Here is a 26,261-nt window from a genome sequence, read left to right as displayed (position 1 = left end):
CCCGGAACAAAGCGGCCCCGCATCGAGCCTCTAATACACTTCCGGCACATACATTTCGGACGGGGTCTGGTGACGTACATAATCGTCATGGCGCACGCGTTCCGGCAGATGGATGGCCGACTTCGGCACATCCTCATAAGGGATCTGCGACAGAAGATGGGCGATGCAATTGAGGCGCGCCTTTTTCTTGTCGACGGCCTCGACAACCCACCATGGCGCTTCGGCAATATGGGTGCGGTGCAGCATCTCTTCCTTGGCCTTGGTGTAGTCTTCCCAATGAACGCGGCTTTCGAGGTCCATCGGCGAAAGCTTCCACTGCTTCAGCGGATCGTGGATACGCATGTTGAAGCGGAATTCCTGCTCTTCGTCGGTGATCGAGAACCAGTATTTGATGAGAATGATCCCGGAACGCACCAGCATGCGTTCAAATTCGGGAACGGAGCGGAAAAACTCTTCCAGTTCCTCCTTCGTGCAAAAGCCCATGACCCGCTCGACACCGGCCCGATTATACCAGGAGCGGTCGAACAGGACCATTTCGCCAGCGGTCGGCAGATGCGGCACATAACGCTGGAAATACCACTGATTGCGCTCGCGTTCGGTGGGAGCAGGCAGCGCGACGACGCGGCAGACACGCGGATTGAGACGCTGCGTCACGCGCTTGATCGCGCCACCCTTGCCAGCGGAATCGCGGCCCTCGAACAGCACGACGACTTTGAGCTTCTTGTGCTGCACCCAGTCCTGGAGCTTCACCAGCTCATGCTGGAGACGAAACAGCTCGCGGAAATAAAGGCGGCGTTCAAGTGTTTGTTCGGCGGGGCCGGACATGCCCTCGGCGACCAGCGCATCGAGCCGCTCCTCCTCGATCTGCATTTCCAGCTCTTCATCGAAACTGTCGGCGATTTCCGCCTTGATACGGTCCAGATGGCTGCTCTCGAACATGTTCACACCATAAGCTGAAGATGACACCCGAAGCCGCGACGACTCCGCGCAATTGCACGGAATACTAGAAGTGGCTCATGACGGTTTCGTGACGCAATCCGGTCGCGCGGGTGTCAACAAAGGCGATATCAAGCCCTATTACAGATTCGCAATTTTAAAGTGCGCTATGGACCCGGTTGAATTGACGCCTACGTAAAAAATAAGCTTTCGTTGAAAGCCGTTTGATTGCATTCTCCCGCAGATGCGAACCACCGGGATCGTTCAATGATTGCAAAACCTTCCTACCGTTTCCTCCGCTCCGGACGAAGCGTCATATTCGGAACCACGGCTGCCTTTGCATTCTGCATTTCGGCAATAACATTTGGCGCTCCGGCCCGTGCCGATTCCCGCAACGTGGTTCCGGTTGCGGTGATGAAGGTGGCGGCAAGCGATTATCAGCCCCGATTGACGCTTTCCGGCGCGATTGCCGCCCGCTCGCTGGTCAACACCTCGTTTCGCCTTGGCGGGCAGGTCGTGGAGCGCAAGACCGAGATCGGCCAGCATGTCGAGAAAGGCGAGCTGATCGCCCGCATCGACGATGCCGAACAGCAGGCGAATCTGCGTGTTGCTCAGGCCTCGAAGGATGCTGCGCAGGCGCAGCTCGTTCAGGCGGACGCCAATTTCAAACGCCAGAAGGCGCTTCTCGCGCAGGGTTTCACGACCCGCAGCACCTATGATCAGGCAAACCAGACCCTGCAAACCGCGCAAAGCGCGCTTTCGAGCGCCGAAAGCCAGCTTAGCGACGCGCGCGACCAGCTGTCCTACACCGAACTGCGCGCCCCGGTTTCCGGTGTCGTCACGGCGCGCAACATCGAAGCGGGTCAGGTGATACAGGCCGCGCAGACGGCGTTTTCGATTGCCGAGGATGGACCACGCGATGCCGTATTCGACGTGCAGGAAACGCTGGTCAACCACGCCAAGGACGGCATGGGCGTGACAATTGCGCTGCTGTCGGACGCTTCCATTGTTGCAGAAGGGCAAATCCGCGAAATCTCTCCGGTCGTCGATGCGCAGACCGGCACGGTCCGGGTCAAGGTTGGCATTGCCAAAACCCCGCCACAGATGGCGCTTGGTGCGACCGTCACCGGAACGGTGCATATGGATAGCCGTCAAGTCATCGTCCTGCCATGGAGCGCCATGACATCCGACGCCGGACGCCCCGCTGTTTGGCGGGTGGCTGACGATACCCATGTTACAACGCTGGTTCCAATCACCGTGCTTTCCTATGAAAAGGAACGGGTGATCGTGGATGGCGGCTTGAACGACGGCGAACTGATCGTCACGAAAGGCGCGCAGATGCTGCGGTCGGGCGAGCCGACCGAAATCATGCAGACGCAAGAAGGGGCGGTTGCGCAATGATGCGAGAATTCCGAAAGCCCATTGCCATCCCCCTGATGCGCGCCGCTGTGCTGATGACCACGCTTGTGCTCGCAGCCTGCGGCAAGAGCGATGAAAGCGAAGCGGAGGCCGAACCCGTCCGCCCGGTTCTCTACATGGTTGTTGAACCGCGACCGGCCACGCAGGCGGGGTTTGCCGGTACGATCGAGCCGCGCTATTCGACCGATCTCGCCTTCCGCGTGCTTGGGCGCATCATCAGCCGTCCGGTGCAGGTGGGCGATCTGGTGCAGAAGGGTGAGAGCGTCGCAACGCTTGATCCGTCGACGCTTGATCTGGCGATCCAGTCGGCGAAGGCCGATCTGGCGAGCGCCGAGGCGCAATATGCCAATGCCTCGGCCAGTGAGGAACGGCAGCGCATTTTGCTGCAGGGCAACAATGTTTCGCAGGCCGATTATGATGCCGCCAGACAGGCGCGCGACAGCGCCAGTGCAGGACTGGAAAAGGCCCGGGCCGGGCTGAAAAAGGCGCAGGACCAGCGCAGCTATGCCGTATTGCGCCCCGACTATGACGGAGTAATTTCGGCAACCAATGCCGAAGTTGGACAGGTGGTCGCCGCCGGTCAGGCAGTGATGACGGTGGCGCGCCCGGACATTCGTGAAGCCGTGGTCGATATTCCCGACAGCATGACACAGTATTTCGCGCCGGGTGCTGCCTTCAATGTGCAGCTTCAGGCTGATCCGTCGGTGACGGGAACCGGCACTGTGCGGGAAGTCGCGCCGCAGGCGGATGCGCAGACCCGCAGTCGCCGGGTCAGAATTGCCCTCGACAATCCTCCCGACGGTTTCCGTCTCGGGGCGACCATCCGCGCCGCTTTGGCGACGCCGGAGAAGGATGTGGTGCGCCTGCCGATCCAGGCCCTGCGCGAGGACAACGGCAAGACAAGCATCTGGATTATCGATCCCGACAAACAGACCGTCTCGCTACACGATGTTCAGGTTATCGCGCGGCAGGGCGGCAATTTCGTTGCCGGTGGTGTCGAGGTCGGCAGCTATGTGGCGATTGCTGGCGTCTATGAATTGAAAGAAGGACAGAAAGTCCGTCTGGACCAGAAAGGAACTGGCCTGTGAAAAAGGGATTCAATCTGTCCGACTGGGCTTTGAACCACAGATCGCTGGTCTGGTATTTCATGCTCGTGTTTCTGGTCGCAGGCTTCGTGTCCTATCTCGATCTCGGTCGCGAAGAAGACCCGGAATTTACCGTCAAGACGATGGTGGTGCAGGCCAACTGGCCCGGCGCTTCGGTGGAAGAAACGCTCAATCAGGTCACGGATCGCATCGAGAAGAAGCTCGAGGAACTCGATACGCTCGATTATACGCGCAGCGTAACGACCGCGGGCCAGTCTGTCGTCTTCGTTTTCCTGAAGGACACGGTGCGTAAACGTCAGGTCACCGACGCCTGGAATGAAGTCCGGCATATGCTGGACGATATCAAGCCGGAACTGCCTGATGGCGTTTATGGGCCTTATTATAACGACAAGTTCGGCGATGTTTTCGGGAATATCTTCGCCTTCACCGCTGATGGTCTGTCCATGCGACAGCTGCGTGATTATGCGGAAGATGTGCGCGCCAAGATTTTGACGCTGCCCAATGCCGGTGAGGTCGAGCTGATCGGCGCGCAGGACGAGGCGATCTATCTCGAATTTTCGACGCGGCAGGTCGCAGCACTTGGTCTCGACCAGCAGGCCGTGCTTCAGGCCTTGCAGGACCAGAACGCGATCACGCCATCGGGCGTCGTTCAGGCCGGGCCGGAACGGATCAGTGTCCGCGTCAGCGGCCAGTTCAATTCCGAAGCCGATCTGCGCGCGGTCAATCTGCGCGTCAATGACCGGTTCTTCCGCTTGTCCGATGTGGCCACCATCACGCGCGGCTATGTCGACCCGCCAACATCCATCTTCCGCGTCAATGGCGCGGATTCCATCGGGCTTGGCATCGGTATGAAGCCGAACGGAAATCTGCTGGAATTTGGCGCGGCGCTCGACAAGATGATGCAGCAGGTGACGGCGGAACTCCCTGTCGGCGTCAAGGTGTTCAAGGTGGCCGACCAGCCGCATGTCGTGAAGGAAGCCGTGTCCGGCTTTACCAGCGCGCTGTTCGAAGCCGTGGTCATCGTGCTTGCCGTCAGCTTTGTCAGCCTTGGCTTGCGCGCCGGATTCGTGGTGTCGCTATCGATCCCGCTCGTGCTTGCGATCACCTTCCTGTCGATGTCGCTTCTGGATATTTCACTGCAACGCGTGTCGCTCGGCGCGCTTATCATCGCGCTCGGCCTTTTGGTCGATGATGCCATGATCGCCGTCGAAATGATGGTGGCGCGACTGGAATTCGGCGACCCGATCAACAAGGCCGCCACTTACGTCTATTCGCATACGGCCTTTCCGATGCTGACAGGCACACTTGTGACCATTGCGGGCTTCATCCCGATCGGCCTCAATTCCAGTCAGGCGGGTGAATATACCTATACGCTCTTTGTGGTGATCGCCGTTTCGCTGGTGGTGTCGTGGATTGTCGCGGTGCTGTTTGCGCCGCTGCTGGGCGTCACATTCCTGCCCAAGAAAATGAAGCCCCATGCGGAAAAGCGCAGCCGCTTCTTTGAAGCCTTTTCCAGGGCGCTGTTGCTGGCGATGCGCTATCGCTGGGTGACCATCGTGACAACCGTCCTTCTGTTTGCGGTTTCAGTTTTCGGGATGCGCTTCATCGAACAGCAGTTCTTCCCGCAGTCGGATCGTCCGGAACTGGTTCTCGACTGGACCTTGCCGCAAAACAGCTCTATCGCCGAAACCCGGGCGCAGATGGAGCGTTTCGAAGAAACCATGCTAAAAGGCAATCCCGATATCGAGCATTGGAGCACCTATGTCGGGCAAAGCGCGATCCGGTTCATCCTCTCCTTCGACGTGCAGCCGAACAATCCCTATTTCGGCCAGATGGTCGTCGTCGCCAAGGATGTCGAAGCGCGAGACCGCCTGAAGGCCAAGTTCGATGAGGTCTTCCGCAAGGATTATGTCGGCACCGACGTCTATGTGAAATTCCTGGAGCTTGGACCGCCGGTCGGACGCCCCGTGCAATACCGCATTTCCGGCCCGGACATTCAGAAACTGCGTGGTCTGGCGCAGGATTTCGCTGGCATCCTGACTGCCGATGAAAGACTGGGTGTGGTCAATTATAACTGGAATGAGCCCGGCCGCGTGATCCGTGTCGATGTCATGCAGGACAAGGCGCGCAAGCTTGGCATTTCATCCAAGGATATTGCTACGACGCTGAACGGTGTCGTCGGCGGCATCACCATCACGCAGGTTAGGGATTCGATTTATCTGATCGATGTCGTCGTGCGCGCGCAAAAGCACGAACGCGATTCCATCGACACCTTGCAGAGCCTGCAAATTGCGACCGGCAACGGCACCTCGGTGCCGCTCGCTTCCATCGCCAATTTCCGCTACGAGCTTGAGCAGCCCGTCATCTATCGCCGCTCGCGCATCCCGACGATCACTGTCGCGGCGGGCATCATCGACAAGACCATGCCGGATACGATCGTGAAAGACCTCGGCCCCGCGATCAAGGCTTTCGCCGACAAGCTACCGGCTGGCTACTATATTCAGACCGCAGGCACGGTTGAGGAAAGCGGCAAGAGCCAGGGCCCGATTGCAGCCGTCGTTCCGCTGATGCTGTTTGTGATGGCGACTGTGCTGATGCTGCAGTTGCAGAGTTTCCAGCGCCTGTTCCTCGTGGTGGCGGTTGCGCCGCTTGGATTGATCGGCGTGGTTGCAGCACTCCTGCCAAGCGGCAAACCGCTTGGTTTCGTCGCCATTCTAGGCGTGCTGGCGCTGATCGGCATTCTGATCCGAAACTCCGTCATCCTGATTGTGCAGATCGAGGAACATATCACCGAAGGCATGAAGCCCTGGGATGCTGTGATGATCGCCAGCCAGCACCGTATGCGCCCGATTGCACTGACGGCGGCGGCGGCAAGCCTTGCGCTGATCCCCATTGCCCGCGAAGTGTTCTGGGGGCCGATGGCCTATGCCATGATGGGCGGCATCATCGCTGGCACGGCGATCACCCTCCTGTTCCTGCCAGCACTCTATGTGGCATGGTTCCGCATCAAGGAACCGGACGCAGAAGAAACGCCCGCGCCACAACATTGATATTGCAACGAAATCAGTCTGGAGCGGGAATCCGCTCCAGACTGCCACACCCCCTCACAAAAATTTTACACTCCACCCTTGAACCGGGCAAAAACATACACATTTGAAGAAGGCAGCGCCGGGCCCCTCTGGTCATGGTTTTCCGCTATGGCGATGTCGGGGCTGCTCCACTTGTTCAAATGGAGATGGTCCGGCGATGGATTCGCTTATTTTAGCCCTTTCGGGCGATTTTCTCGGCACACCTGTATACTTCTGGGCGGCATTCATCACGATCGTCGTGGGTTTGCTGGTATTTGATCTTGGTATTCTCCATCGCGACGAACATGAAATCGGAGCCAAGGAGAGCCTGCTCCTTTACGGCTTCTATGTCCTCATCGCATTGGCGTTCGGCGGCTGGGTCTGGTGGGAACGCGGCGCGCAGGCGGGCCTCGAATTCTACACCGGCTATCTGATTGAGCAGAGCCTTGCGATGGACAATATGTTCGTCATCGCAACGATTTTCGGCTTTCTTGCCATCCCGCGCCTTTATCAGCACCGCGTGCTGTTCTGGGGTATTCTGGGCGTCATCGCCTTCCGCGCGGTTCTGATCGGGCTGGGCGCGGCATTGGTGCATGAGTTCAACTGGATCCTGTTCCTGTTCGGCGCCTTCCTCGTCTTCACCGGCTTCAAGATGTTCCGCCATCAGGATGAAACGCCCGATATCGAGCAGAATGCGGTTTTCCAGTTCCTGCGCAAGCGCTTCAATATCACCAGCGAAGTGCATGGACGTCATTTCACCGTCAAGAAGCCACACCCGAAAACCGGCAAGCTCGTCACCTGGCTAACGCCGCTTGCGGTCGCGCTGATCATGGTTGAAACCGTCGATCTGATCTTTGCCGTCGACTCCGTCCCTGCCGTGTTTGCCGTCACGCAGGATACATTTATCGTCTACACCTCGAACATCTTCGCCGTCCTCGGCCTGCGTGCGCTCTATTTCGCACTCGCCGCCGCCATGAACCGCTTCCGCTATCTTCAGGTATCGCTGGCGATCATTCTGGTGCTGATCGGTATCAAGATTTTCCTCGTGCCGCTGGGTGTTCATATCAACACACTGCTGTCGCTGGTGGTAACGCTCGGCATTCTCGCAAGCGGTGTGCTCTACTCGCTCTACAAGACCCGCAACGAGCCGGATATGAGCGTCGAGGAACTGGCCGCGCAACAGCATAAGGAAGGCTGATCGCAAGCCCTGCTTTCCTCAAGACAAAGCCCCCGGACTTGGTTGGTCCGGGGGCTTTCATTTCGAGGTGACGCTTAAGAAGCGATATAGTTTTTCAGGAAGGCCCGCGTCCGGTCCTGCTGCGGGTTGCGCAACACGTCTGCGGGCGCGCCTTCTTCAACCACAAAGCCGCCGTCCATGAAGATGATCCTGTCGGCAACCTCGCCGGCAAAGCGCATTTCATGCGTCACGATCAGCATTGTCATATGCTCGGCTGCAAGCTGCTTCATGACCGCATTCACTTCATCGACCAGTTCCGGATCGAGCGCCGAGGTCGCCTCGTCGAACAGCATCACCTTCGGCTGCATGGCAAGCGCGCGGGCAATGGCAACGCGCTGTTTCTGGCCGCCGGACAGGCGTGACGGGTAGACGTCCACCTTGCTGGCGAGCCCTACCTTGTTGAGCAGTTCCAGCGCCAGTTCGCGGGCCGCCGATTTGGACATGCCCTTCAGCTTTGTCGGTCCCAGCGTGATGTTTTCCAGCACGGTGAGATGCGGAAACAGATTAAAGTGCTGAAACACCATGCCCATCTGCTGGCGCACCGCGTTGATGTGCTTTTCAAAAGCCTGCCCACTCAGCGGCTGGTTGACCTGCAGCCCGTCGAGCCAGACTTCGCCGCCATTCAGCGTCTCCAGATGATTGATAGAGCGCAGCAATGTGCTCTTGCCCGAACCACTCGGGCCGATGATCGCGATGATCTGGCCACGCGATACCGAAAGATCGATCCCTTTCAGAACCTCCAGCGCACCATAGGCTTTGCGGGCGCCTTTCACTTCAACCATAGGCTTCAAGGCGCTCATCGCGTAACCTCCACTTTTCTTTCGATATGCCGCAGGCCCGCTTCCATGATGAGGTTGACCACGTAATAAAGTGCGGCGGCAGTCAGATAGAACTCAAAAGGACTATAGGTTTCACTGATGGCGATTTGCGCGCTGTGAACCAGTTCGGCGATGCCGATGATCGACACCAGCGACGTATCTTTCAACAGCACGATCATATTGTTTCCGATGGGCGGAATGGTGTTGCGGATGGCCTGCGGGATGATGATATAGCGCAGCGTCTGCCCCTGGCTTAGCCCGATGGATCGCGCACCTTCCGTCTGCCCCGGATCGACCGAGACGATGCCCGCCCGGAACACATCCGCATTATAGACCGCGAAATGCAGGCTCAATCCGAGAATGCCCGCAAACAGGGCCGGAATGTCGATCCCGATCTGCACCAGACCGTAATAGATGAGATAGAGCTGCAAAAGCAGCGGCGTTCCCATGAAGAGCCACATGAAGAAGCGGACCGGATAGGCGAACAAAGCCGGTGCATAAAGCACAACCAGCGCAAAGACGATGCCGAGGATAAAGCTCAGCGCGCTGGATGCGACCGCAAGAACGATGGTCCACCACAATCCGGTCAAGAGCAGATCGGTATAGGGAGCGACGATACTAAAATCGAGAACTGGCATTGCGTCCTCCCTCAGCGTGCAGCGAAGCGCTTGTCGAGCAGATCGACAAGCGACGCCACCACATAGACGATGAGCATGTAAATGACCGCAGCAACTGCGAAAATCTCGAATGGCTTGTAGGTCGAGCTGATGAAGCGTTGCGCCGTATAGGTGAGTTCAACCACGGAAATGGTCGATACCAGCGCCGAACCCTTGACCAGAGCAACCGCATTCACACCGAGCGGGCGGATCATCAGGCGTGCGGCCTGTGGCAGAATGATGAGGCGCAGCGTCTGGCCGCGGCCAAACCCGATCGAGCGGGCTGCCTCGTCCTGGCCCCGATCCACGCTTGCAATTGCGCCGCGAATAGACTCGGCCATGTAAGCGCCGATATTGAGCCCCAGACCGATCACACCCGCCGCATAGGGCTCCAGTTCGAGCCCGATCTGCGGGCCACCGAAATAAAGCACGAACAGCTGCACGAGGCAGGGCGTTCCACGAAAAATGCTGACATAGGCGCCGGACAAAAAACGCAGAACAAAGCTGTTAGAAAGGCGTCCGACGACCAGAATGCCCGCAATGACGAATCCCAACACAAGAGCAAGCACGGAAATCTGCACAGTTACCCATGCCGCCTCCAGAAAAAACGGGAGGACGTGCCGCATTAACGCAAGATCCATAGAACTACTCCGGAAGATCGCATGTACCGGCCCGGATAAACCGGGCCGGATTAAAAGCCAGCTTAGCGAATATCGCTACCGATCCACTGCATCGAGATCTTCTCGTAGCCGCCATCGGCGAGCATGTCGTCGAGTGCCTTCTGCATGGCAGCCTTGAGTTCCGGATTGTTCTTGCGAATGGCAATGCCGAGCGCCTCACGACCGCCTTCGATATTCGGCGTATCGAGAATGCGAACCTTCTGGCCGGTTTCCTTCACCGCGATCTTCACCGGAATACTGTCCATGACAAGAGCATCGATGCGGCCTGCATCAAGATCAATCAACATTTCCGGCAGGCCCTTATAGGTGCGAACATTGAGGTCGCCCTGTGCCTTGGCCCACTTCTCATGGGCATCACCCATGGTCACACCCACGGTCTTGCCATTGAGGTCTTCCAGTTTCTGGATGGGGGCGTCTTCCTTGACCACAACCGTGCGGCCCGCATGGTAGTAGGGTCCCACAAAATCGACGGCCTTTTCACGCTCTGGGGTGATGGTCATGGAGGCGACAACAGCATCGTATTTCTTGGCCAGAAGACCTGCAATGATACCGTCAAATGGCGTGGTCACGAGCTTGACCTTCACGCCCAGACGATTGGCGATTTCCGTTCCGATCGAAGCATCGAAGCCTACCACCTGATTATCGGCATTGGTGAAGCTGAACGGAGGATAGGCGCCACTCATGGCGACGCGTAACTCACCGGTTTCCTTGAGCTTTTCCAGCTCATCCGCATGCGCTGGCATGGCGGAAAAGGCGGCGGCGAGTGCTACGGCTGCAGCCGCAAACATGGTCTTGAGCTTGCTATTCATGGCTTTGGTGTTTCCTCTGGATTGGTCTTATTGTTAGGCTTATGGTTTGCCATCAACCTTCATCGACAGAGCTTGGCACAGGCCTTGTTTCCAAGCATCCTGCAATATGACTGCCAGCCCGACACATTGCCGGAAATGACCGGCATATTGTCGGCGGACGAGGGCGCGATTTTAAAAGAAAAGGCCGCACTCCCACCCGGCGAACCGGATCGGAATGCGGCCTTGAAAATCGGCCCTGATGTTGGAGGCTTTACTTCAACGCAGCCTCGAAACTGTCGGCCAGAACGCTGAGCAAATGATCTGCATTGGCGCGGCTGAACACCATGGACGGGCGCATCTTCAACACGTTGTCATGCGGACCCTCAGTCCCCATCAGGATGCCGCGTTCGCGCGCGCCGTCATTGATCTTGCGGGCCAGCGCCGTTGCTGGCGCCTTGGTCTTGCGATCCGTGACAAGCTCGATACCGAGGAACAGTCCCTGACCGCGAACATCGCCGATAATATCGAAGCGCTGCTGCATCTTACGGAAACCGTTGATGAGATAGTTTCCGACAGTCAGCGCATTCTCGCGCAGCTTGTCGCGTTCGATCACGTCGATGACTGCAAGACCAGCGGCACAGGACACCGGATTGCCGCCGAAGGTGTTGAAATATTCCATGCCGTTATTGAAGCTGTCTGCGACTTCGCGCATGGTCACGACAGCCGACATGGGATGGCCATTGCCAATCGGCTTGCCCATGGTGACGATATCCGGCACCACATCCTGCATTTCAAACGCCCACCAATGGCTGCCGACGCGACCGAAACCGACCTGCACTTCGTCGGCAACGCAAAGTCCGCCTTCGGCACGAACCATAGCGTAGACTTCCCTGAGGTAGCCTTCTGGCAGGAATACCTGACCGGCGACACTTGGAATCGATTCCGCAAAGAACATAGCCGGCGCACGACCCTGCTTGCGCATGGTGTCGATCTGTTCGGCAATGCTCTCGGCAAAGCGCTTGCCATGTTCCTCCAGCGGCCAGTCTTCCGGGGCGTGGTAGCTGTCGGGAATGACCGCCTCATAGACGTGATCCGGTCGCCCTTTACCGCCCTTCCGCTTGTATTTGTAGGGGCTGAGATCGATCAGCTCCTGCGTGGTGCCGTGATAGGCCCAGTCGAGAACGATGGCTTCCTTGCGGCCCGTATGATTGCGTGCCATGCGCAGCATCAGGCTGTTTGCTTCGCTACCCGAGCAGGCGAAGGACGCGACCGTCAGTCCTTCCGGCAAGGTTGCCGTCAGCCGTTCGGCGTAGGCCACGATGTTGTCGTGCAGATAGCGGGTGTTGGTATTGAGCAGCGCCGCCTGACGGGCGATGGCTTCCACCACTTCCGGATGGGCGTGCCCCAGATGGCAAACATTGTTGAAGCAATCGAGATAGGCGCGACCGTAATTGTCGATCAGCCACGTCCCCTCGCCGCGCACGAACTTGATCGGCTCGGAATAGGAAATCGACAGGTTCGGCAGCAGTATTTCCTTGCGCTTCGCGATGATTTCTGCGCGGGTGCGTCCATCCTGATGGAAGGTCTCCGGCGGAATGCCCGCCAGCCCCGCCACATCCGGGAAAACATCGGCCCAGACGTCGAGATAGGCCGCTTCGCCGACGCCCAGAATTTCGGTTGCCGACAGATTGATATCCGTCGTCATTTCGAAATGCAGATGCGGGGTCCACCCGCCATTTTCGTGAATATCGCCCATATGGCCGACGAGATCGCCAGCTTCCAGCCTCTCGCCCGGCTTGAGACGACCGAGCGCCTCATGTGCCATATGCCCCCACAGGGTTACAAAAGGCGGGCAGCCTTCCGGGCGATGCTCAAGCTTGACGAGACCGCCATAGCCGAGCGGTTCGCGTTCGATTTCAACGCTGACGACCGTTGCGGCCAGCGGCGTGTAAAGCGGCGTTCCGGCAGGCATGAACAGATCGACGCCCAAATGGTGGATGCGGCGCTGTCCTTCGATGAAGCGCGATTCAAACGCGGTGTCGGTATAGACAGTGCGCTTTTCGCCCCAGGGGCCGATACCGAGCTGAACGTTGTTCTCAGTGCAGAAATTATCCCACCATTCCGTCGCTTCCCTGGCGCGCTGTTCGGCGGAGGCAACCGTCATGACATGCGTTTCATCGCCATAAGGCACCAGCGCCTTGGTCATAGTTGCCGGTGCCGGATGCACAATCGGCGCGAATGTCTTGCTGTTATCGGCGATCCATTTGCGAACCGCGCCTGCACCCTCGATAGCGTCGAAGCCGCAGGCCTTGCGCAGAATAGCGGTGGCAAAACGCGTGTTCATCGCGTCCATCTTTTCCAGAAGACGCCAGGCCGGAGCCTCGCTGATCGCCAGATATGGATTGTCGTCCGTCTTGTCGTGGCGCGAAGCCGAGAAGGTCACGCTGGTGACAAGACGCATGGCGATGAGATCGAACAGAACATCGATTTCTTCCGCCTTGAGCGGATATTTTTCATGGAACCCGGCGGCCAGTGCCGCTGCCGCGCCAATTGGATCTTCCATGTCGAGAATGGAATAGGCGCAGGCAATGGCGACTTCGGCAATCAGAACCGTGTGAACGGCATCGCCGAAATCGATCAATCCGGCAATCTGTTCATGGTCGCTCTTGCTGACCAGTACATTCCAGTCATTCGCATCATTGTGGATGACCTGTGCACGCAGGCGCGACAGTTTCGGCGCGACGCGGTTTTCAAAACGCACGATGAAGCGCTCAAGCAGCGAACGCCTGTCGGCATCGCCGACGAAATGCAGGCGCGTGCGCGCACGGGCCGCATGGCGCAAATCCCAATCGAGATCGCGCACGGCGCCCGGATGGATGAAGCCCTGCAAGGCATGGTCCAGTTCGCCAAGCGCGCGACCGAGATTGCGCATCAGCCCAAACGTGCGTTTGACTTCCGCGAGGGGAACACCCGGCAGCCAGCCGACCAGCCGCATGGCATGGCGCTCGCCACCGCTCGCCACAGCCGATGCAAGCACATCGCCCGAAAGGCTTGGCTTCAGATGCGGAACCGCGAGCTTCGCATCGGCACTGGCCAGATGCTGCAGAAGCGCGGTCTGGAATTCGCTTTCGACCTGCGGCTCGCTGGCATTGACGATTTTTAAAATCCAGTCGGCATCCGTTCCGGTCTCCAGACGAAAATTGCGATCGCGTTCGCTGTCGAGCGGCGATGCCGTGGCAGTGACACCAAAGACTTCAATGGCCAGCTTCTCGGCATCGGCTGCGGAAAACTGCGGGTTCGGATGGGACAGATCGGTCATGGATAGTGCGTTTCCAGTTTAGATTTCTTATCAGAACCTTGGCACGCAATGCGTTTTCGGGCATCAAGTATCCTGTCGGAAGAACCGGCACTTTGTCGGAATGGACCGGCATATGTCCGGTCATGCGTATAGGGTAACGATGCGGGAACTTGACGCGAAAGATCGCGAAATACTGGCAATTCTGTCCAAGGAAGCGCGCATCGCGCTGAAGACGCTGGCCGGTCGTATCGGCTTGTCCCGCAGCGCGACCAGCGAGCGCGTCACAAATCTGGAACGCAGCGGCGTCATTCGCGGCTATCGCGCGGATATTGGCGAGATCGATACCAATTTCATCCGCGCTATTTTGCTCGTAAGCCTGAAACGCACGCCTGCGCTGGCGCTTCTCGACATATTGGCGCAGCACGCGGAAGTCCGCCGCGTCTCATCGGTCAGCGGGCAGCTTGATCTGGTTGTCGAGCTGGAAGCGGCGACAATCGACGACCTCAACCGCGTGCGCGATCTCGTTGCCGCCCATGATATCGTGGACGATATCACCACGGCCTTCGTGCTGCGGCGCGATATCGACCGCGAAGTCCGATAATCCTTCAGGCGGCAGGCGGGGCTTTCTGCTCCACCTGTTTAACTCTGATAAATATCCGCGCGGGTTTGCGGCACAGCCGAAATGCCGCGTTTGCGCTTCGAGGCAAGTGTCTGGTTGATCTGGACTGTTCCGCGTTCAAACGCCAAGGCACAGCCTGCGAGATAAAGTATCCAGAGCCGCGCCTTCGGATAGCCGACCTCGGCGACAGCCTTGTCGAAATTGGCATGAAGCCGTTCCGCCCACAGGCGGCAGGTGCGCCCATAGTGCTCACGGAGATTTTCCACGTCATGCACCTCGAAGCCATGGCCTTCGAGATTCTCGACGGTCATGCCCAGATGGTCCAGCTCGCCGCCGGGGAAGATATATTTCACCAGCGCCAGATGTTCCGCACTTTTGCGGTTGAAGCTCTTCTTGTTCTTCTTCATCCGGCGGGTGATGGCGTGATGCATATAGAGGCCGCCCGGCCGCAGCAAACGACGCACAGACTTGAAATAGGTATCGTAATTGGCAATGCCGACATGTTCGAACATGCCGATGGAAGAAATCTTGTCGAACTCCTGATCAAGCTCGGTATAAGACTTGATGTGGATGGTGATCTTGTCTTCCAGCCCGGCAGCCTTGATCCTTTGTCGGGCGAGTGCCGTTTGCGCTTCCGACAGAGAAACGCCGGTTCCGATCACGCCGTAATTCTGCACGGCATGGATCAAAAGCGCGCCCCAGCCGCAGCCGATATCGAGAAAGCGGTCGCCCGGTTTCAGGCGCAGCTTGCGGCAGATCAGGTCCAGCTTGTCAAACTGCGCCTGATCCAGACTGTTTTGCCAGTCGGTGAAATAGGCGCAGGTATAGACCATGCGTTCATCAAGAAACAGCTGATAGAACTCGTTCGACACATCGTAGTGATGGGTGATCGCTTCCTTGTTGGAGCCGCTGACGAAGGGCGACTTTCCGTCGATATTCGCCTGGTCCTTCGCCTTTCCGGCAAAGAGCAGTGATGGAATGCCTTTCAGCAACTGCCATTTCGGCAGCGCCTTGATGCGCTCCTTGAGATGACCGTCGATCTTTGTTTCTGCGACATCGAAGATAGTTCCGTTTTCGATATCCACCGCGCCGGAGGTCCAGAGACTGATAAGCGTATCGTAATTCGGCTTCAACACCACCTGACGCACGACCGAGGGGTCCTTGATCGCCAGCGTTGGCCCGTCGAAAGCGCCGATCTGGGTGCCGTCCCACAGTTTGACATTCAACTGCGGTTGAATGGTTTCAACAATGGTCCGAATGGTACGCGCCGCACCGGTCTCTGCTGCCATGCAATGTCTCCCAAGCTCGACATCGATTCGCTACGAAGAATTATCGTAATCTCTCCAATTGGAGAAAGCATCAGGAATACCGATCTGCTTTGCGGCGCGATACAAGTTACCGTGAACGCACAGCTTTTCAGCGTATAGTTTGACCGCGATGAATATCCTGCGGTCGTATTTTGGCAAGTGCCGACACCAGAACACCGGTGATGACAGCCTTGACCAGATCGCCCGGAATGAAGATGGCAAGGAGCTTGACCGCTTCAAGAAAAGGCTTTGCAAGGATCAGCGACATGCCGATAGCGCCGAACAGATAGAGCACCCCGATACAGCCCAGCACCGCGCCGAGAAAGGTGGACACGCCGAGATTGGCGATGGGTGCACGCTCGATGAAAAGGCCGGTCACATAAACCGCCGGTATCCAGCCGAGCAGAAAGCCGACCGTCGGGCCGGCAAAAACGCCGAGACCGCCGCGTCCGACCGCCAGAACCGGCAGTCCGATTGCCACCAGAAGGATGACCAGCGCCACAGCGGCAACACCGCGTTTTGGCCCCAGCACAGCACCGGCCAGCATGACGCCAAGATTTTGCGCGGTAATCGGAACACCGAAGCCGAGCGTAACGGCTGGCAGAAATCCGAGTGCGCAGATCAGCGCTGCAAACAGAGCCACGTGGGCGACATTTCTTTCCATAGGGGAGCCTTTACTTGAGAGTTCCGCCGCGAGCACGCAATGCTTCGGCAACATGATCGGCATCGTCGAGCGCCGCCAGCGACAGCGGCAGCACCAGTTGCCAGCCCGGACGCCTGCGCGACCGGGCGCGCCAGGCTTCAACAAGTTGTCTGGCCCGGACAATCAGCACCGGCGTAAAGCGTATCACCAGCGGGATGGCCGTTTCGAGAATTTTCGTCGGCAGGCCGAGGCGGCGCATAGGCGTGTTTAAGAACCGCAGCAGATGCACGAAATCTTCAAGCGGCGTGGTCATCGTCACCAGATTGGCGAGCGCAATCATCGTGGCCACGCGCACCGTGATCTCCACCCCTTCAAGCGCGGTGTAGAAAGCCAGATGCCAGAGAAAAATCACCGCAATAAAGGGTAGAACCGGCCGCATGGCCTGCAAGCCGACGCGAAAGAATACGCGCCCCGGGAGGGCGTAGAGCGCGAGACAAAACACCAACGCACCAAGCTGGAACCAGACCGACTTGACCATGAAAAGCGTCGTTGTGACGATGCAAAGTGTGGCCACCTTGGCCGCCACCGGCCATTGATGCGCGCGTGTTTTAACGGGAGAGGTGAGAGAGATCATCGCTCTTGCCCTGAAGGATCATTTCTTCAACATAACGGGTCAGAACCGTTTGCGCATCCCCGGTTTCCCGGATCTGGCCCTGATCGATCCAGAACACTTCCTCATAACCGTGCAGGTCTTCCGGGTGATGGGAAATGTGCAGAAGGCGCGCCTCGCCGCCATTCAGATAGCGCGCCAGCTGATGCCGTGTCGGAATATCGAGACCGGCAAAAGGTTCATCGAGAATGATCAGCGCCGGGCGCATGGCGACCACCGCCATCATGCAGACCAGATGCTTCTGCCCTTGCGACAGCGACTGGATGGCAGCATCGGCCCAATGGTCCTTGCCGAAATCGGCCAGTACCTTGGTCGCCATCGTGCGCGCATCGGCTTTGGTCGCGCCCTGCTGGCGCAGGCCGAACGCAATTTCCTCGATGACCGTTGGAAAGATGATCTGGTGTTCGGGGTTTTGAAACAGAATGCCGACGGTTGAAAGCGCGGCCTTGCGGTCTTCATAAATATCGTGGCCAGCGATACGGATCGCGCCTTCCGTTGGTTTCAGCAGCCCCGCCAGAAGCCGCGCAAGCGTGCTCTTGCCGGAGCCGTTTCTGCCGACAATGCCCATTCTGCGCGCATTGGAGTGAAGCGAAACACCGTGCAGAATTGGCCGCCCGGCTATCGCATAACCGACGCCATTGACAGCAATGAATGGTGCGGATGCGCCATTATCGGGCATGGTTCAACAAATCCTGCTTCGGGTCTTGTTCTGACATTTCTGCAAACCGTTGCAGGCTTTGACCAGAAGCCGGGCCCGATTGCAACCATGCAGACAAGCTACCGCGCTTGAAGCGTAGCGGAACTTGCATGGTCATTCGCCAAACGGGCGTGTTGGTTCATCCAATTTCGCTGTTTCCCGCCGCCGGAAAATTGGTTAATGTTTAGTAAATATGCGCCGATCTTGCGGCGACCCAACGCAGTTGGCGTTGGATGGGGGAGAAAATGAAAAATGCACAGCAGTTCAATGAAAGAGGATAATGGGGCAAAAGCGGAATTGCACGCCCACACACCATCGCGAACAAACCGACCATTTAAGCGACCGATCTGGATCGACCGGCTGACCGCTTCGGAGCTGACGCTTTTCGCCTGTTCGTGTGCCGTCGGCACGGTGCTGGTGCTAAGCCAGGTACTCCAGTTCTGAGAGCCTGTTCCTGCGGCGCTATGAAAAAGGCGGGACCAATAGATCCCGCCGCTTATTTTATCAGGCTGCCAGAGAAGCCATATCGATTACGAAGCGATAGCGCACGTCGCTTTTCAGAACGCGCTCGTAAGCCTCGTTGATATCCTGAATATTGATCATCTCGATTTCCGAGACGATGTTGTGTTCGCCGCAGAAATCCAGCATTTCCTGGGTTTCCTTGATCGAACCGATCATCGAACCGGCAAGGCTCTTGCGGCCCGGAATGAGCGAGAAGGCATGGACCGGCACCATATGTTCCGGCGCGCCGACATTCACCATGGTTCCATTGACCTTGAGCAGGCCGAGATATGCATTCCAGTCGATGGCGACGCCAACCGTACAGATGATCAGATCGAAACTGCCTGCGAGCTTATCGAAGGTCGAAGCATCGCTGGTGGCGTAATATTCCTTTGCGCCGAGCTTGAGGCCGTCATCCTTTTTCGAAAGCGATTGGCTCAGCACCGTGACATGTGCGCCCATCGCACTGGCCAGCTTGACGCCCATGTGGCCAAGCCCGCCCATGCCGACGATGGCCACGCGCTTTCCCGGGCCGGCATTCCAGTGGCGGAGCGGCGAATAAAGCGTGATGCCGGCGCAAAGCAGCGGGGCCGAGGCATTGAGCGGCAGATTGTCCGGAATGGACAGCACATAGCCTTCCTTGACGACGATCTGGTCGGAATAGCCGCCCTGCGTGCGCGTCTTTCCTTCTGCGTCATCGCAGTTATAGGTCTGAATGAGGCCCGGCAGATATTGTTCGTTATCAACGTCGCGTGTTGCGCAACCAACGCAGGAATCCACGAAGCAGCCGACGCCGACCTTGTCGCCAACCTTGAACTTGGTCACCTTGTCGCCGACAGCCGTGACGACGCCCGCAATTTCATGGCCGGGAACGATTGGATAAACGGCGTTTTTCCATTCGTTGCGAACCGTATGAATGTCGGAATGGCACACACCGCAATACTGGATCGAGATGACCACATCGTCGGCATTGGGTTCACGACGTTCAAATGTGAACGGCACCAGCGGCTGATCCGCATCGGTTGCGGCATAACCTCTTGCAATAGCCATAATAAACTCCGTTTTTCAGGGAAAATTGGGGAAGGATGAGATGATTGACTATGCCGTGAACCTGAGGAAAGAGGGTAGACCGATCCTGCAAGCTTCTTGCATAATCCTGCAAATCTGGCCCGCATGACCTACCCTGTCTCTTGGTTTCGTTTTCCGAACTGGATAAATGAAGACCATGTCGGATCGTTGACAAACCGAGGTGCCCATGAACTTACCCGTCGATGCATATAGGGAGCTGGCTTCGCTCGCCAAGCGCTTCATCGAAACCGATGGCGAGTGCAGAACCGCGATCGACGGCCTTTCCTTGAGCAGGCGTTCGACGCCGAGCGTTCCCTGCCACGGCAGCTATCGCCCGTGTCTCGCCATGGTTCTTCAAGGTTCGAAGTCGCTGCGCCTTGGGTCGGCTACGATCAATTATGCTACGGGAGAATATCTGGTCACCTCGCTCGATCTGCCGGTCACGTGGCGGGTGGTCGAAGCCAGCGCGGAGGCGCCGCATCTTTGCCTTTCACTCGCCATCGACAGTGAAAAACTGGTCGATCTGCTTGGCCGCAGTGATATTCGCAGAAGCATCTCCCAATCGGAAAACCAGTGGGGCATCAGCGTCAACGCTGCACCTGCCGGGCTGGTCGATGCGGTGATCAGGCTCTTGCGCCTTCTCGACAGCCCGGAGGATATTCCGGTCATGGCGCCGCTGATCGAACAGGAAATCCTCTATCGCCTGCTGACCGGCCCCAGCGGCGACCGTCTGATCAATATCGCCACCGTGGACAGCCAGGCCAACCGGATTGCGCGCGCTATCGGATGGTTGCGCCAGCATTTTGCGCTACCCCTGCGCATCGAACAACTGGCCGAATATGTGAATATGAGCCCGTCGTCTTTCCACCACCATTTCAAGTCGATCACAGCCATGACGCCGATTCAGTATCAGAAGCAGCTGCGGCTGAGCGAAGCGCGGCGGCTGATGCTGGTTGAAAGACTGGATGCAGGCACGGCAGGACATCGGGTGGGTTATCAAAGCCCTTCGCAATTCAGCCGCGAATATAGCCGCCTCTACGGCAATCCGCCGGTTCGCGATATCGAGGCGGCATAAGCACACTACAAATTTTGTTCAAACTTCTTCACCATGGGCAGGCTTTGCTTGCTGTTGCTGTCGTATTGCCTATCTATGATCTGGGCGGGATGAGAAATGCATGATGGTGACGATGATGAATACAGGTGCGCAGGGCTTCACACAGCCGGAACGAAGCTTTTCCATTCCGGCCAATGAAGTCGAACGGCTCGAAAGCGTTCGCAGCCTCGTCTCCCTGTCCAGCATCGGCCCGCCAGAACTCGACACGCTTGTCGGTCTCGTCAAGGAGGCTTTTGGCGCGAGCACGTCCGCGCTCAACATCATCGATCAGGACTGGCAGCGCGTCGCGGCCAATGCCGGACAGCATGTGGATAGCTGCCCGCGCGAGATGACCGCCTGCACATTCGTGGTGGAAAGCGGCAAGAGCTTCGTGGTCGAGGATATGGTTGAAGACCGTTTCTTCTGCACCATGCCCTATGTCACCGGCGAACCGCTCTTCCGGTTCTATGCAGGGGCGCCGGTTTCGGTGGATGCGGGCCTGACCGTTGGTTCGCTTTGCATTCTCGACAACAAGCCCCGGCAGATTTCCAAAAGCGAACTGGCCAGGCTGGAAGACTTTGCCAGCATCGCCAGCGGGCTGTTGCGCCTGCAAAAGACCAACAAGTTTCTCAATGACGATTCCATCGCCCTGAAGCGTCTGGCACTGACTGACCGGCTGACGAAACTCTATAATCGCGGCGCGCTCTATGAGCTGGCGATCCCGATGATCGAAGATGCGCTGAAGCAGGGAAAATCCGTCGGCGCGCTGCTGATCGATCTCGACCGCTTCAAGGCCGTGAACGACACGCATGGACATATTATGGGCGATGCACTGCTGATAGAGGCCGCGCGGCGTCTGCGCTCCACTCTTGGCGCCAGCGATCTACCGGTCCGGGTTGGTGGCGATGAATTTGCTGTCGTTCTGCCAACGTTAAGCGGCCCAGACGAGATTGAAACCGTTGCAGCAAAGATTGTCGACGCATTCCGCGAACCGTTTATCATTCACGGCATCGTTCTGGATGTTTCTGCCAGCATCGGCGCGGTGGTTGCGCCGCGTGACGGCGTCACCCCACAGGATCTGGCGCGCAATGCCGACATCGCGCTCTATCAGGCCAAGGGCAAGGGACGCAATTGCTACAGCGTCTTTGGTGCAGCAAACTGATCCGAGCCGAGCGAAACTGACAACACCGTAGCCGATCACGCCTGATCGGTTGCGGTGTTTTCGTTATGGTTTTTCTATCCGAAAAACTGGTTTCTTGGGCGCGGTAGTCCGAGATGTTCGCGCAGGGTAGAACCCTCATAATCGCTGCGGAAAATATTGCGCCGCTGCAATTCCGGCACCAGTCTTTCCACCACGTCGTCCAGCCCTTGCGGCACGAACGGAAACACCACCGTAAAGCCGTCGCAACCGGCCTCGTCCAGCCATTGCTGCATCTCGTCGGCGACACTTTCGGGGGTGCCCACAAAAGCCAGACCCGAATAGCCGCCATAGCGCTGGGCAAGCTGGCGAACCGTCAGTTTTTCTTCGCGCGCCAGCTTCAACACCTGTTCCTGGCTCGACTTGCTGGCATTGGTATCGGGCAGTTCAGGCAGATATGAATCCGGATCGAGGCCGGATACATCGTGCCCGATGGCAATCGACAGCGATGCGATGGCGCTGTCGTAATGCACCAGACTATCAAGCTTTGCGCGCTTTTCCTTTGCATCTTCAATCGTGTCACCGATCACGATGAAGGCGGCGGGCAATATTTTGAGGTGGTCCGGATTTCGCCCGGCGGCTGCAACGCGGCTCTTCAGATCAGCATAAAGTTTCTTTGCATCCGACAATCCGCGCGGCGCGCAGAAGACAACCTCGGCGGTCTCTGCGGCCAGCTGGCGTCCCGGCTCCGATTGGCCTGCCTGCACGATCACCGGCCAGCCCTGCACCGGGCGCGCAATATTGAGCGGGCCGCGCACATTGAAGTCGTCACCCTTATGCTCGAGAACATGCATACGCGATGGGTCGAAAAAGATGCCGGATTGCTGATCGCGCAAAAATGCGTCATCGGCAAAACTGTCCCACAATCCCGTCACGACATCAAAAAATTCACGCGCGCGCTTGTAGCGCTCGCCATGAACGAGATGCTCTTCCTTGCCGAAATTGAGCGCCGCATCGGGATTGGAGGTCGTGACGATGTTCCATGCCGCCCGCCCCTGACTGATATGGTCGAGCGAGGCAAAACGCCGGGCGATATGGTAAGGCTCATCGAAGGTTGTCGAGGCCGTTGCCGCCAGACCGATCCTATCCGTCACCGCCGCCAGCGCCGACAGTAAGGTGAACGGCTCAAAAGATGTCACGGTGTGGCTGCGCTTCAACGCCTCTTCCGGCATGTTCAGCACGGCCAGATGATCGGCCATGAAGAAGGCGTCGAATTTGGCGGCTTCCAGCTTCTGCGCAAAAGACTTCAGATGGCGGAAATTGAAATTGGCGTCGGGATAGGCTCCCGGATATCGCCAAGCGCCAGTGTGCAGGCTGACGGGGCGCATGAAGGCGGTGAGATGCAACTGTCGTGTCATTCGTTCATTCCCGAAGCAGTTTCGAACCTCCAATTTTAAGGGGCTTGATCCCACAACGGAAGCACGGTCCGTTGCTACGGACCGGCGCAATTGCGCAACATTTTGTTATCGGGAGGATCACGTGTAGCAACCGCAACCCTATTGCGAGCGGCGCACCGTTTCCGACGGAAGATAGCCAAAGCGCTGGCGGTAATCGGCGGAGAACAGGCCCATATGATTGAAAGCCCAAGCCATGGCGATGCGCGTAATATCACCGGGCCCGGCATATCCGCGGGCAAGTTCCGCATGCACCTTGTCCAGCCGCATGTTCTTGAACACACCGAGCGGCGTGTTGCCCCGGACACTGCGGAAGGTGCGGTGCAAGGTGCGGGCGCTGGTGCCTGTTGCATCGACAAGCTCCTGCAAGGTCAGCTGCTTGTCGAGATTGTCGAGCATAAATTTTTCGGCGCGCTGGACATAGCTTGGCACCGCGCTCATCAGCGGTCGTGCACGCGGCTGCGTATCGAGCGCCGCCGCAAGTGACGCCATCAGGCTGTCTTCCAGCCGCTCCGACAGACCGCCATGGAAGAAAGCTTCCTTGTCCTTCTCGATCTCGTTCATGACGAAATGCGCTAGATGATAGAAGGCATGGCCGACCGGCGTATCGAATGACACAACCCGCTTGTTATGGGTAAACTGCTCGATGAATTCCTTGCCGCCCAGTATATCGATCTGGGTATCGTTGAGGCTGAAGATCAGCATGCGCGTGGACGGGTGAAACTCAAGGTCGATGGCCGAATGCGCATCGACCAGCTGCGCATTCATGCCCGACTGATACAAAAGCTCGTCGCCGCGCCGGTCGCGCGAAACGAAGATGCCCTGCAACGGAACCTGCAACAAGGTCATATCATTATGCGCGTCCACCTCGATGCGGGCATGGCCGCCGACGCGGATTGCCGTCAGCCCGAAGGGCCGCATCCGCCCGTGGGCGACTTCGGTGCGGTAGGTCCGGCTGGATTTCTTCGAGATGCGGCAAGGCCGGAGCAGCCCGGACATGGTGTCCTGGAACGAATCGATGGACGGCGAAAGCCGGTGCATATAGCTCGTAGTCGGCATCACGATATTCCCCGTATCTCATTTAGAGAGCGTTTTATTTTAAGATTAAACTATCACGCTGCGCCGAGAGCGCAAGCATCGCGAAAATTTTGCCCGAAAGCGTGTTTCTGGCGGTTTCCTGTTAGGCGTGGCGTTTTGGTGATAGACAGCATTGTTCCCGCTTTTATCGTTGGACCCAGGCGCCAGAGAGCAGCCACGAAAAAGGGAACCGCGAATGAAAGCGATTATCGTCGGAGGAGGCATTGGCGGCCTCACAATGGCACTGATGCTGCATGCACGGGGCATTGACTGCCAGATTTTCGAAGCAGCGCCAGAAGTCCGCGAGTTGGGCGTTGGCATCAATGTTCTTCCGCACGCGATCCGTGAACTGGCCGAAATCGGCCTCCTGCCCGCGCTCGACGCTACGGGCATCCGCACCCGTGAGCTGATTTACGCCACACGGCAGGGCCAGGAAATCTGGCGCGAACCCCGCGGCATGGATGCAGGCTATGATGTGCCGCAGTTTTCCATCCATCGCGGCTATTTGCAGAAACTGCTTTATGACGCGGTGATCGAGCGGCTTGGACCAGAAGCCATCGTCGCCAACCAGCGCTGCGTCGGCTATGCCCAGAATGAAGGTTCGGCGACCATTCACTTTGCCGAAGGATCGAAAATCGCATCCGCAACTGCCGATGTCATCATCGGCGCGGACGGTATCCACTCCGTCATCCGGCAGCAGATGTTCCCGAACGAAGCCGGTCTCAAATGGAACGGCGTCATGATGTGGCGCGGCGCGGTGGAAAGCGATCCGTTCCTTGACGGTCGCACCATGATCGTTGCCGGCGGTTTTACCTATAAGCTGGTGCTTTATCCGATAGCCAGAGGCACCACGCCCGGCAAGATTCTCAACAACTGGGTCGTCACCTATCGTCCCGGCGCCGATGGATCGCCCGCGCCGAAACGCGAGGACTGGAGCCGTCGCGGCACGCATGAAGAGCTGATGCCCCATGTCGAAAAGTTCGGCATCAATGTCGTGGACCTCGCCGCTTTGGTGCGCGCCACCGATACATTCTTCGAATATCCGATGTGCGACCGCGACCCCGCCCGCTGGTGGACCGATGGCCGCGTGGCGCTGATCGGCGACGCCGCCCATCCGATGTATCCGGTGGGGTCGAATGGTGCCAGTCAGGCGATCATCGACGCCCGTACGCTGGCTGATCATCTGGCCTCCGCCGAACATGGCCGCGCAGCACTTGCCGCCTATCAGGCCATCCGCCTGCCTGCGACGGCGGAAATCGTCCGGCTTAACAGGCTGGGCGGCCCTGAAGGCGTCATCGATGAGGTCGAACGCCGCGCACCGTCTGGCGTTGCCGATCTGGATGGCGTCATCAGCTTTGCCGAGCGCGAGGCGATCGTTCGCGGCTATGCCGCAAAGGCTGGCTTTTCAACGCAGCAGGTCAACCGGGAAATGACCCGGGCGACCGCCTGAAAACTCACATCTGTAATTATTGTGAAAGGGAATGAGAGTGACTGATCTTCCAGCTGGCGTGACCAAATCCGGCTCCTCCGTGGACGGTGTTGTCTGGCACATCCTGGGCCAGACCTATGTACCCAAGCATGTCTGCGAAAGCTCCATGTCGTGGCACGCAACCTTTCCTCCGGGCACCTTCGTTCCGCCGCATATCCACACCACGCAGGAAGAATTCATCTATGTGCTGGAGGGACGATTCGACCTGCTTCTCGACGGCAAGGAAGCCGTTGCAGAGGCTGGCGATCTCGTCTGCCTGCCGCGCAACGTGTCGCATGGCATTTTCAACAAGACCGAACAGCCGGTGAAGTGCGTTTTCTGGGTTTCGCCCACTGCGAAGCTCTGGGATTTGTTCGTTCGCATCAACAATGTCGGTGATCCTGCCGAAATAGTTCGCGTTGCACCGGCACATGAGGTTGAATTTTTGCCTGCGCCAGCAGAATAATGCATCCGCCCGGCAGAGGTATGGGAGTACATCTGCCGGGTAATAAGCATTTCC

23 protein-coding genes are annotated in these 26,261 nt (G+C 58.0%); 10 read left to right on the top strand and 13 right to left on the bottom strand.

Going from position 1 to position 26,261, the window contains the following annotated elements; genetic code table 11:
* Nucleotides 1-30: 30 nt before the first annotated feature.
* Nucleotides 31-939 carry a polyphosphate kinase 2 gene (gene ppk2 / locus WIX40_RS05605; RefSeq protein WP_109367940.1) on the bottom strand — a complete coding sequence of 303 codons (909 nt, stop codon included), beginning with the start codon at nt 937-939 and terminating at the stop codon, nt 31-33.
* 264 nt (nt 940-1,203) lie between these two features.
* On the opposite strand from ppk2, the gene WIX40_RS05600 reads away from it, so the two are divergent.
* The 4 genes from WIX40_RS05600 to WIX40_RS05585 all read left to right on the top strand — a co-directional run bounded on the left by WIX40_RS05600 (nt 1,204) and on the right by WIX40_RS05585 (nt 7,727).
* Entirely contained in the window at nt 1,204-2,337 is a 1,134-nt protein-coding gene (locus WIX40_RS05600; RefSeq protein WP_140024653.1) for an efflux RND transporter periplasmic adaptor subunit, read from the top strand.
* 35 nt (nt 2,338-2,372) lie between these two features.
* Nucleotides 2,373-3,443, top strand: coding sequence for an efflux RND transporter periplasmic adaptor subunit (locus WIX40_RS05595; RefSeq protein WP_371831512.1), 1,071 nt, complete (start codon nt 2,373-2,375; stop codon nt 3,441-3,443).
* Nucleotides 3,440-6,511 (top strand): efflux RND transporter permease subunit, encoded by a 3,072-nt coding sequence (locus tag WIX40_RS05590; protein WP_339439084.1) that lies wholly within the window; start codon nt 3,440-3,442, stop codon nt 6,509-6,511. The genes WIX40_RS05595 and WIX40_RS05590 overlap by 4 nt, the downstream gene beginning before the upstream one ends.
* A 196-nt stretch (nt 6,512-6,707) precedes the next feature.
* A complete protein-coding gene (locus WIX40_RS05585; protein WP_339439082.1) occupies nt 6,708-7,727 on the top strand; it encodes a TerC family protein in 1,020 nt (339 codons plus the stop codon).
* Nucleotides 7,728-7,801: 74 nt separating this feature from the next.
* Here WIX40_RS05585 and WIX40_RS05580 read toward each other — a convergent pair whose 3' ends face one another.
* The 5 genes from WIX40_RS05580 to WIX40_RS05560 all read right to left on the bottom strand — a co-directional run bounded on the left by WIX40_RS05580 (nt 7,802) and on the right by WIX40_RS05560 (nt 14,027).
* A complete protein-coding gene (locus tag WIX40_RS05580) occupies nt 7,802-8,566 on the bottom strand; it encodes an amino acid ABC transporter ATP-binding protein (RefSeq protein ID WP_280176229.1) in 765 nt (254 codons plus the stop codon).
* The gene (locus WIX40_RS05575; protein WP_339439079.1) at nt 8,563-9,222 is read right to left on the bottom strand and encodes an amino acid ABC transporter permease; all 660 of its coding nucleotides are present in this window, start codon (nt 9,220-9,222) and stop codon (nt 8,563-8,565) included. Before WIX40_RS05575 ends, WIX40_RS05580 begins: the two co-directional genes overlap by 4 nt.
* Nucleotides 9,223-9,233: 11 nt before the next feature.
* Nucleotides 9,234-9,881: an amino acid ABC transporter permease gene (locus tag WIX40_RS05570; protein WP_109366861.1), complete on the bottom strand. Its 648-nt coding sequence runs from the start codon at nt 9,879-9,881 to the stop codon at nt 9,234-9,236.
* A gap of 62 nt (nt 9,882-9,943) precedes the next feature.
* The gene (locus WIX40_RS05565) at nt 9,944-10,729 is read right to left on the bottom strand and encodes an ABC transporter substrate-binding protein (RefSeq protein ID WP_109366860.1); all 786 of its coding nucleotides are present in this window, start codon (nt 10,727-10,729) and stop codon (nt 9,944-9,946) included.
* A 250-nt stretch (nt 10,730-10,979) separates the two neighbouring features.
* Complete coding sequence (locus WIX40_RS05560) at nt 10,980-14,027, bottom strand: aminotransferase class III-fold pyridoxal phosphate-dependent enzyme (RefSeq protein WP_339439075.1); 3,048 nt, start codon at nt 14,025-14,027, stop codon at nt 10,980-10,982.
* Nucleotides 14,028-14,166: 139 nt separating this feature from the next.
* Here WIX40_RS05560 and WIX40_RS05555 point away from each other — a divergent pair, with 139 nt between their 5' ends.
* Nucleotides 14,167-14,607 carry an Lrp/AsnC family transcriptional regulator gene (locus tag WIX40_RS05555; protein ID WP_078338226.1) on the top strand — a complete coding sequence of 147 codons (441 nt, stop codon included), beginning with the start codon at nt 14,167-14,169 and terminating at the stop codon, nt 14,605-14,607.
* Nucleotides 14,608-14,645: 38 nt separating this feature from the next.
* Here the strand turns inward: WIX40_RS05555 and WIX40_RS05550 are convergent, their stop codons facing one another.
* The 4 genes from WIX40_RS05550 to WIX40_RS05535 form a co-directional block, all read right to left on the bottom strand.
* Nucleotides 14,646-15,914 (bottom strand): class I SAM-dependent methyltransferase, encoded by a 1,269-nt coding sequence (locus tag WIX40_RS05550; RefSeq protein WP_339439069.1) that lies wholly within the window; start codon nt 15,912-15,914, stop codon nt 14,646-14,648.
* A 127-nt stretch (nt 15,915-16,041) separates the two neighbouring features.
* Nucleotides 16,042-16,596, bottom strand: coding sequence for a biotin transporter BioY (locus tag WIX40_RS05545; RefSeq protein WP_339439067.1), 555 nt, complete (start codon nt 16,594-16,596; stop codon nt 16,042-16,044).
* A 10-nt stretch (nt 16,597-16,606) separates the two neighbouring features.
* Nucleotides 16,607-17,209, bottom strand: a complete 603-nt coding sequence (locus WIX40_RS05540) for an energy-coupling factor transporter transmembrane component T family protein (protein WP_339439065.1) — start codon at nt 17,207-17,209, stop codon at nt 16,607-16,609.
* A complete protein-coding gene (locus tag WIX40_RS05535) occupies nt 17,184-17,924 on the bottom strand; it encodes an energy-coupling factor ABC transporter ATP-binding protein (protein WP_109366855.1) in 741 nt (246 codons plus the stop codon). Before WIX40_RS05535 ends, WIX40_RS05540 begins: the two co-directional genes overlap by 26 nt.
* Nucleotides 17,925-18,194: 270 nt before the next feature.
* On the opposite strand from WIX40_RS05535, the gene WIX40_RS05530 reads away from it, so the two are divergent.
* Nucleotides 18,195-18,386: a hypothetical protein gene (locus WIX40_RS05530; RefSeq protein ID WP_339439062.1), complete on the top strand. Its 192-nt coding sequence runs from the start codon at nt 18,195-18,197 to the stop codon at nt 18,384-18,386.
* A 60-nt stretch (nt 18,387-18,446) separates the two neighbouring features.
* Here the strand turns inward: WIX40_RS05530 and WIX40_RS05525 are convergent, their stop codons facing one another.
* Nucleotides 18,447-19,493 carry an NAD(P)-dependent alcohol dehydrogenase gene (locus WIX40_RS05525; protein ID WP_140024645.1) on the bottom strand — a complete coding sequence of 349 codons (1,047 nt, stop codon included), beginning with the start codon at nt 19,491-19,493 and terminating at the stop codon, nt 18,447-18,449.
* A gap of 205 nt (nt 19,494-19,698) precedes the next feature.
* Between WIX40_RS05525 and WIX40_RS05520 the strand changes: the two genes are divergently transcribed.
* Both WIX40_RS05520 and WIX40_RS05515 read left to right on the top strand, forming a co-directional pair.
* Nucleotides 19,699-20,586, top strand: coding sequence for an AraC family transcriptional regulator (locus WIX40_RS05520; protein ID WP_109366853.1), 888 nt, complete (start codon nt 19,699-19,701; stop codon nt 20,584-20,586).
* Between the two features lie 100 nt (nt 20,587-20,686).
* A complete protein-coding gene (locus tag WIX40_RS05515; protein ID WP_339439058.1) occupies nt 20,687-21,766 on the top strand; it encodes a sensor domain-containing diguanylate cyclase in 1,080 nt (359 codons plus the stop codon).
* A 74-nt stretch (nt 21,767-21,840) separates the two neighbouring features.
* Here WIX40_RS05515 and WIX40_RS05510 read toward each other — a convergent pair whose 3' ends face one another.
* Together WIX40_RS05510 and WIX40_RS05505 are read right to left on the bottom strand one after the other, a co-directional pair.
* Nucleotides 21,841-23,160 carry an LLM class flavin-dependent oxidoreductase gene (locus tag WIX40_RS05510; protein WP_121538422.1) on the bottom strand — a complete coding sequence of 440 codons (1,320 nt, stop codon included), beginning with the start codon at nt 23,158-23,160 and terminating at the stop codon, nt 21,841-21,843.
* Between the two features lie 138 nt (nt 23,161-23,298).
* On the bottom strand, nt 23,299-24,255 hold the full coding sequence (locus tag WIX40_RS05505) for an AraC family transcriptional regulator (RefSeq protein WP_171317957.1): 957 nt from the start codon (nt 24,253-24,255) through the stop codon (nt 23,299-23,301).
* Between the two features lie 214 nt (nt 24,256-24,469).
* Here WIX40_RS05505 and WIX40_RS05500 point away from each other — a divergent pair, with 214 nt between their 5' ends.
* The gene (locus WIX40_RS05500) at nt 24,470-25,723 is read left to right on the top strand and encodes a flavin-dependent oxidoreductase (protein WP_109366849.1); all 1,254 of its coding nucleotides are present in this window, start codon (nt 24,470-24,472) and stop codon (nt 25,721-25,723) included.
* Between the two features lie 37 nt (nt 25,724-25,760).
* Nucleotides 25,761-26,207, top strand: coding sequence for a cupin domain-containing protein (locus WIX40_RS05495; protein ID WP_109367937.1), 447 nt, complete (start codon nt 25,761-25,763; stop codon nt 26,205-26,207).
* The last annotated feature ends 54 nt before the right edge of the window (nt 26,208-26,261 follow it).

The sequence above is a fragment of the Ochrobactrum teleogrylli genome, from assembly GCF_037482325.1.
Lineage (GTDB): Bacteria > Pseudomonadota > Alphaproteobacteria > Rhizobiales > Rhizobiaceae > Brucella > Brucella teleogrylli.
This window is presented reverse-complemented; position numbering and strand designations above follow the sequence as displayed.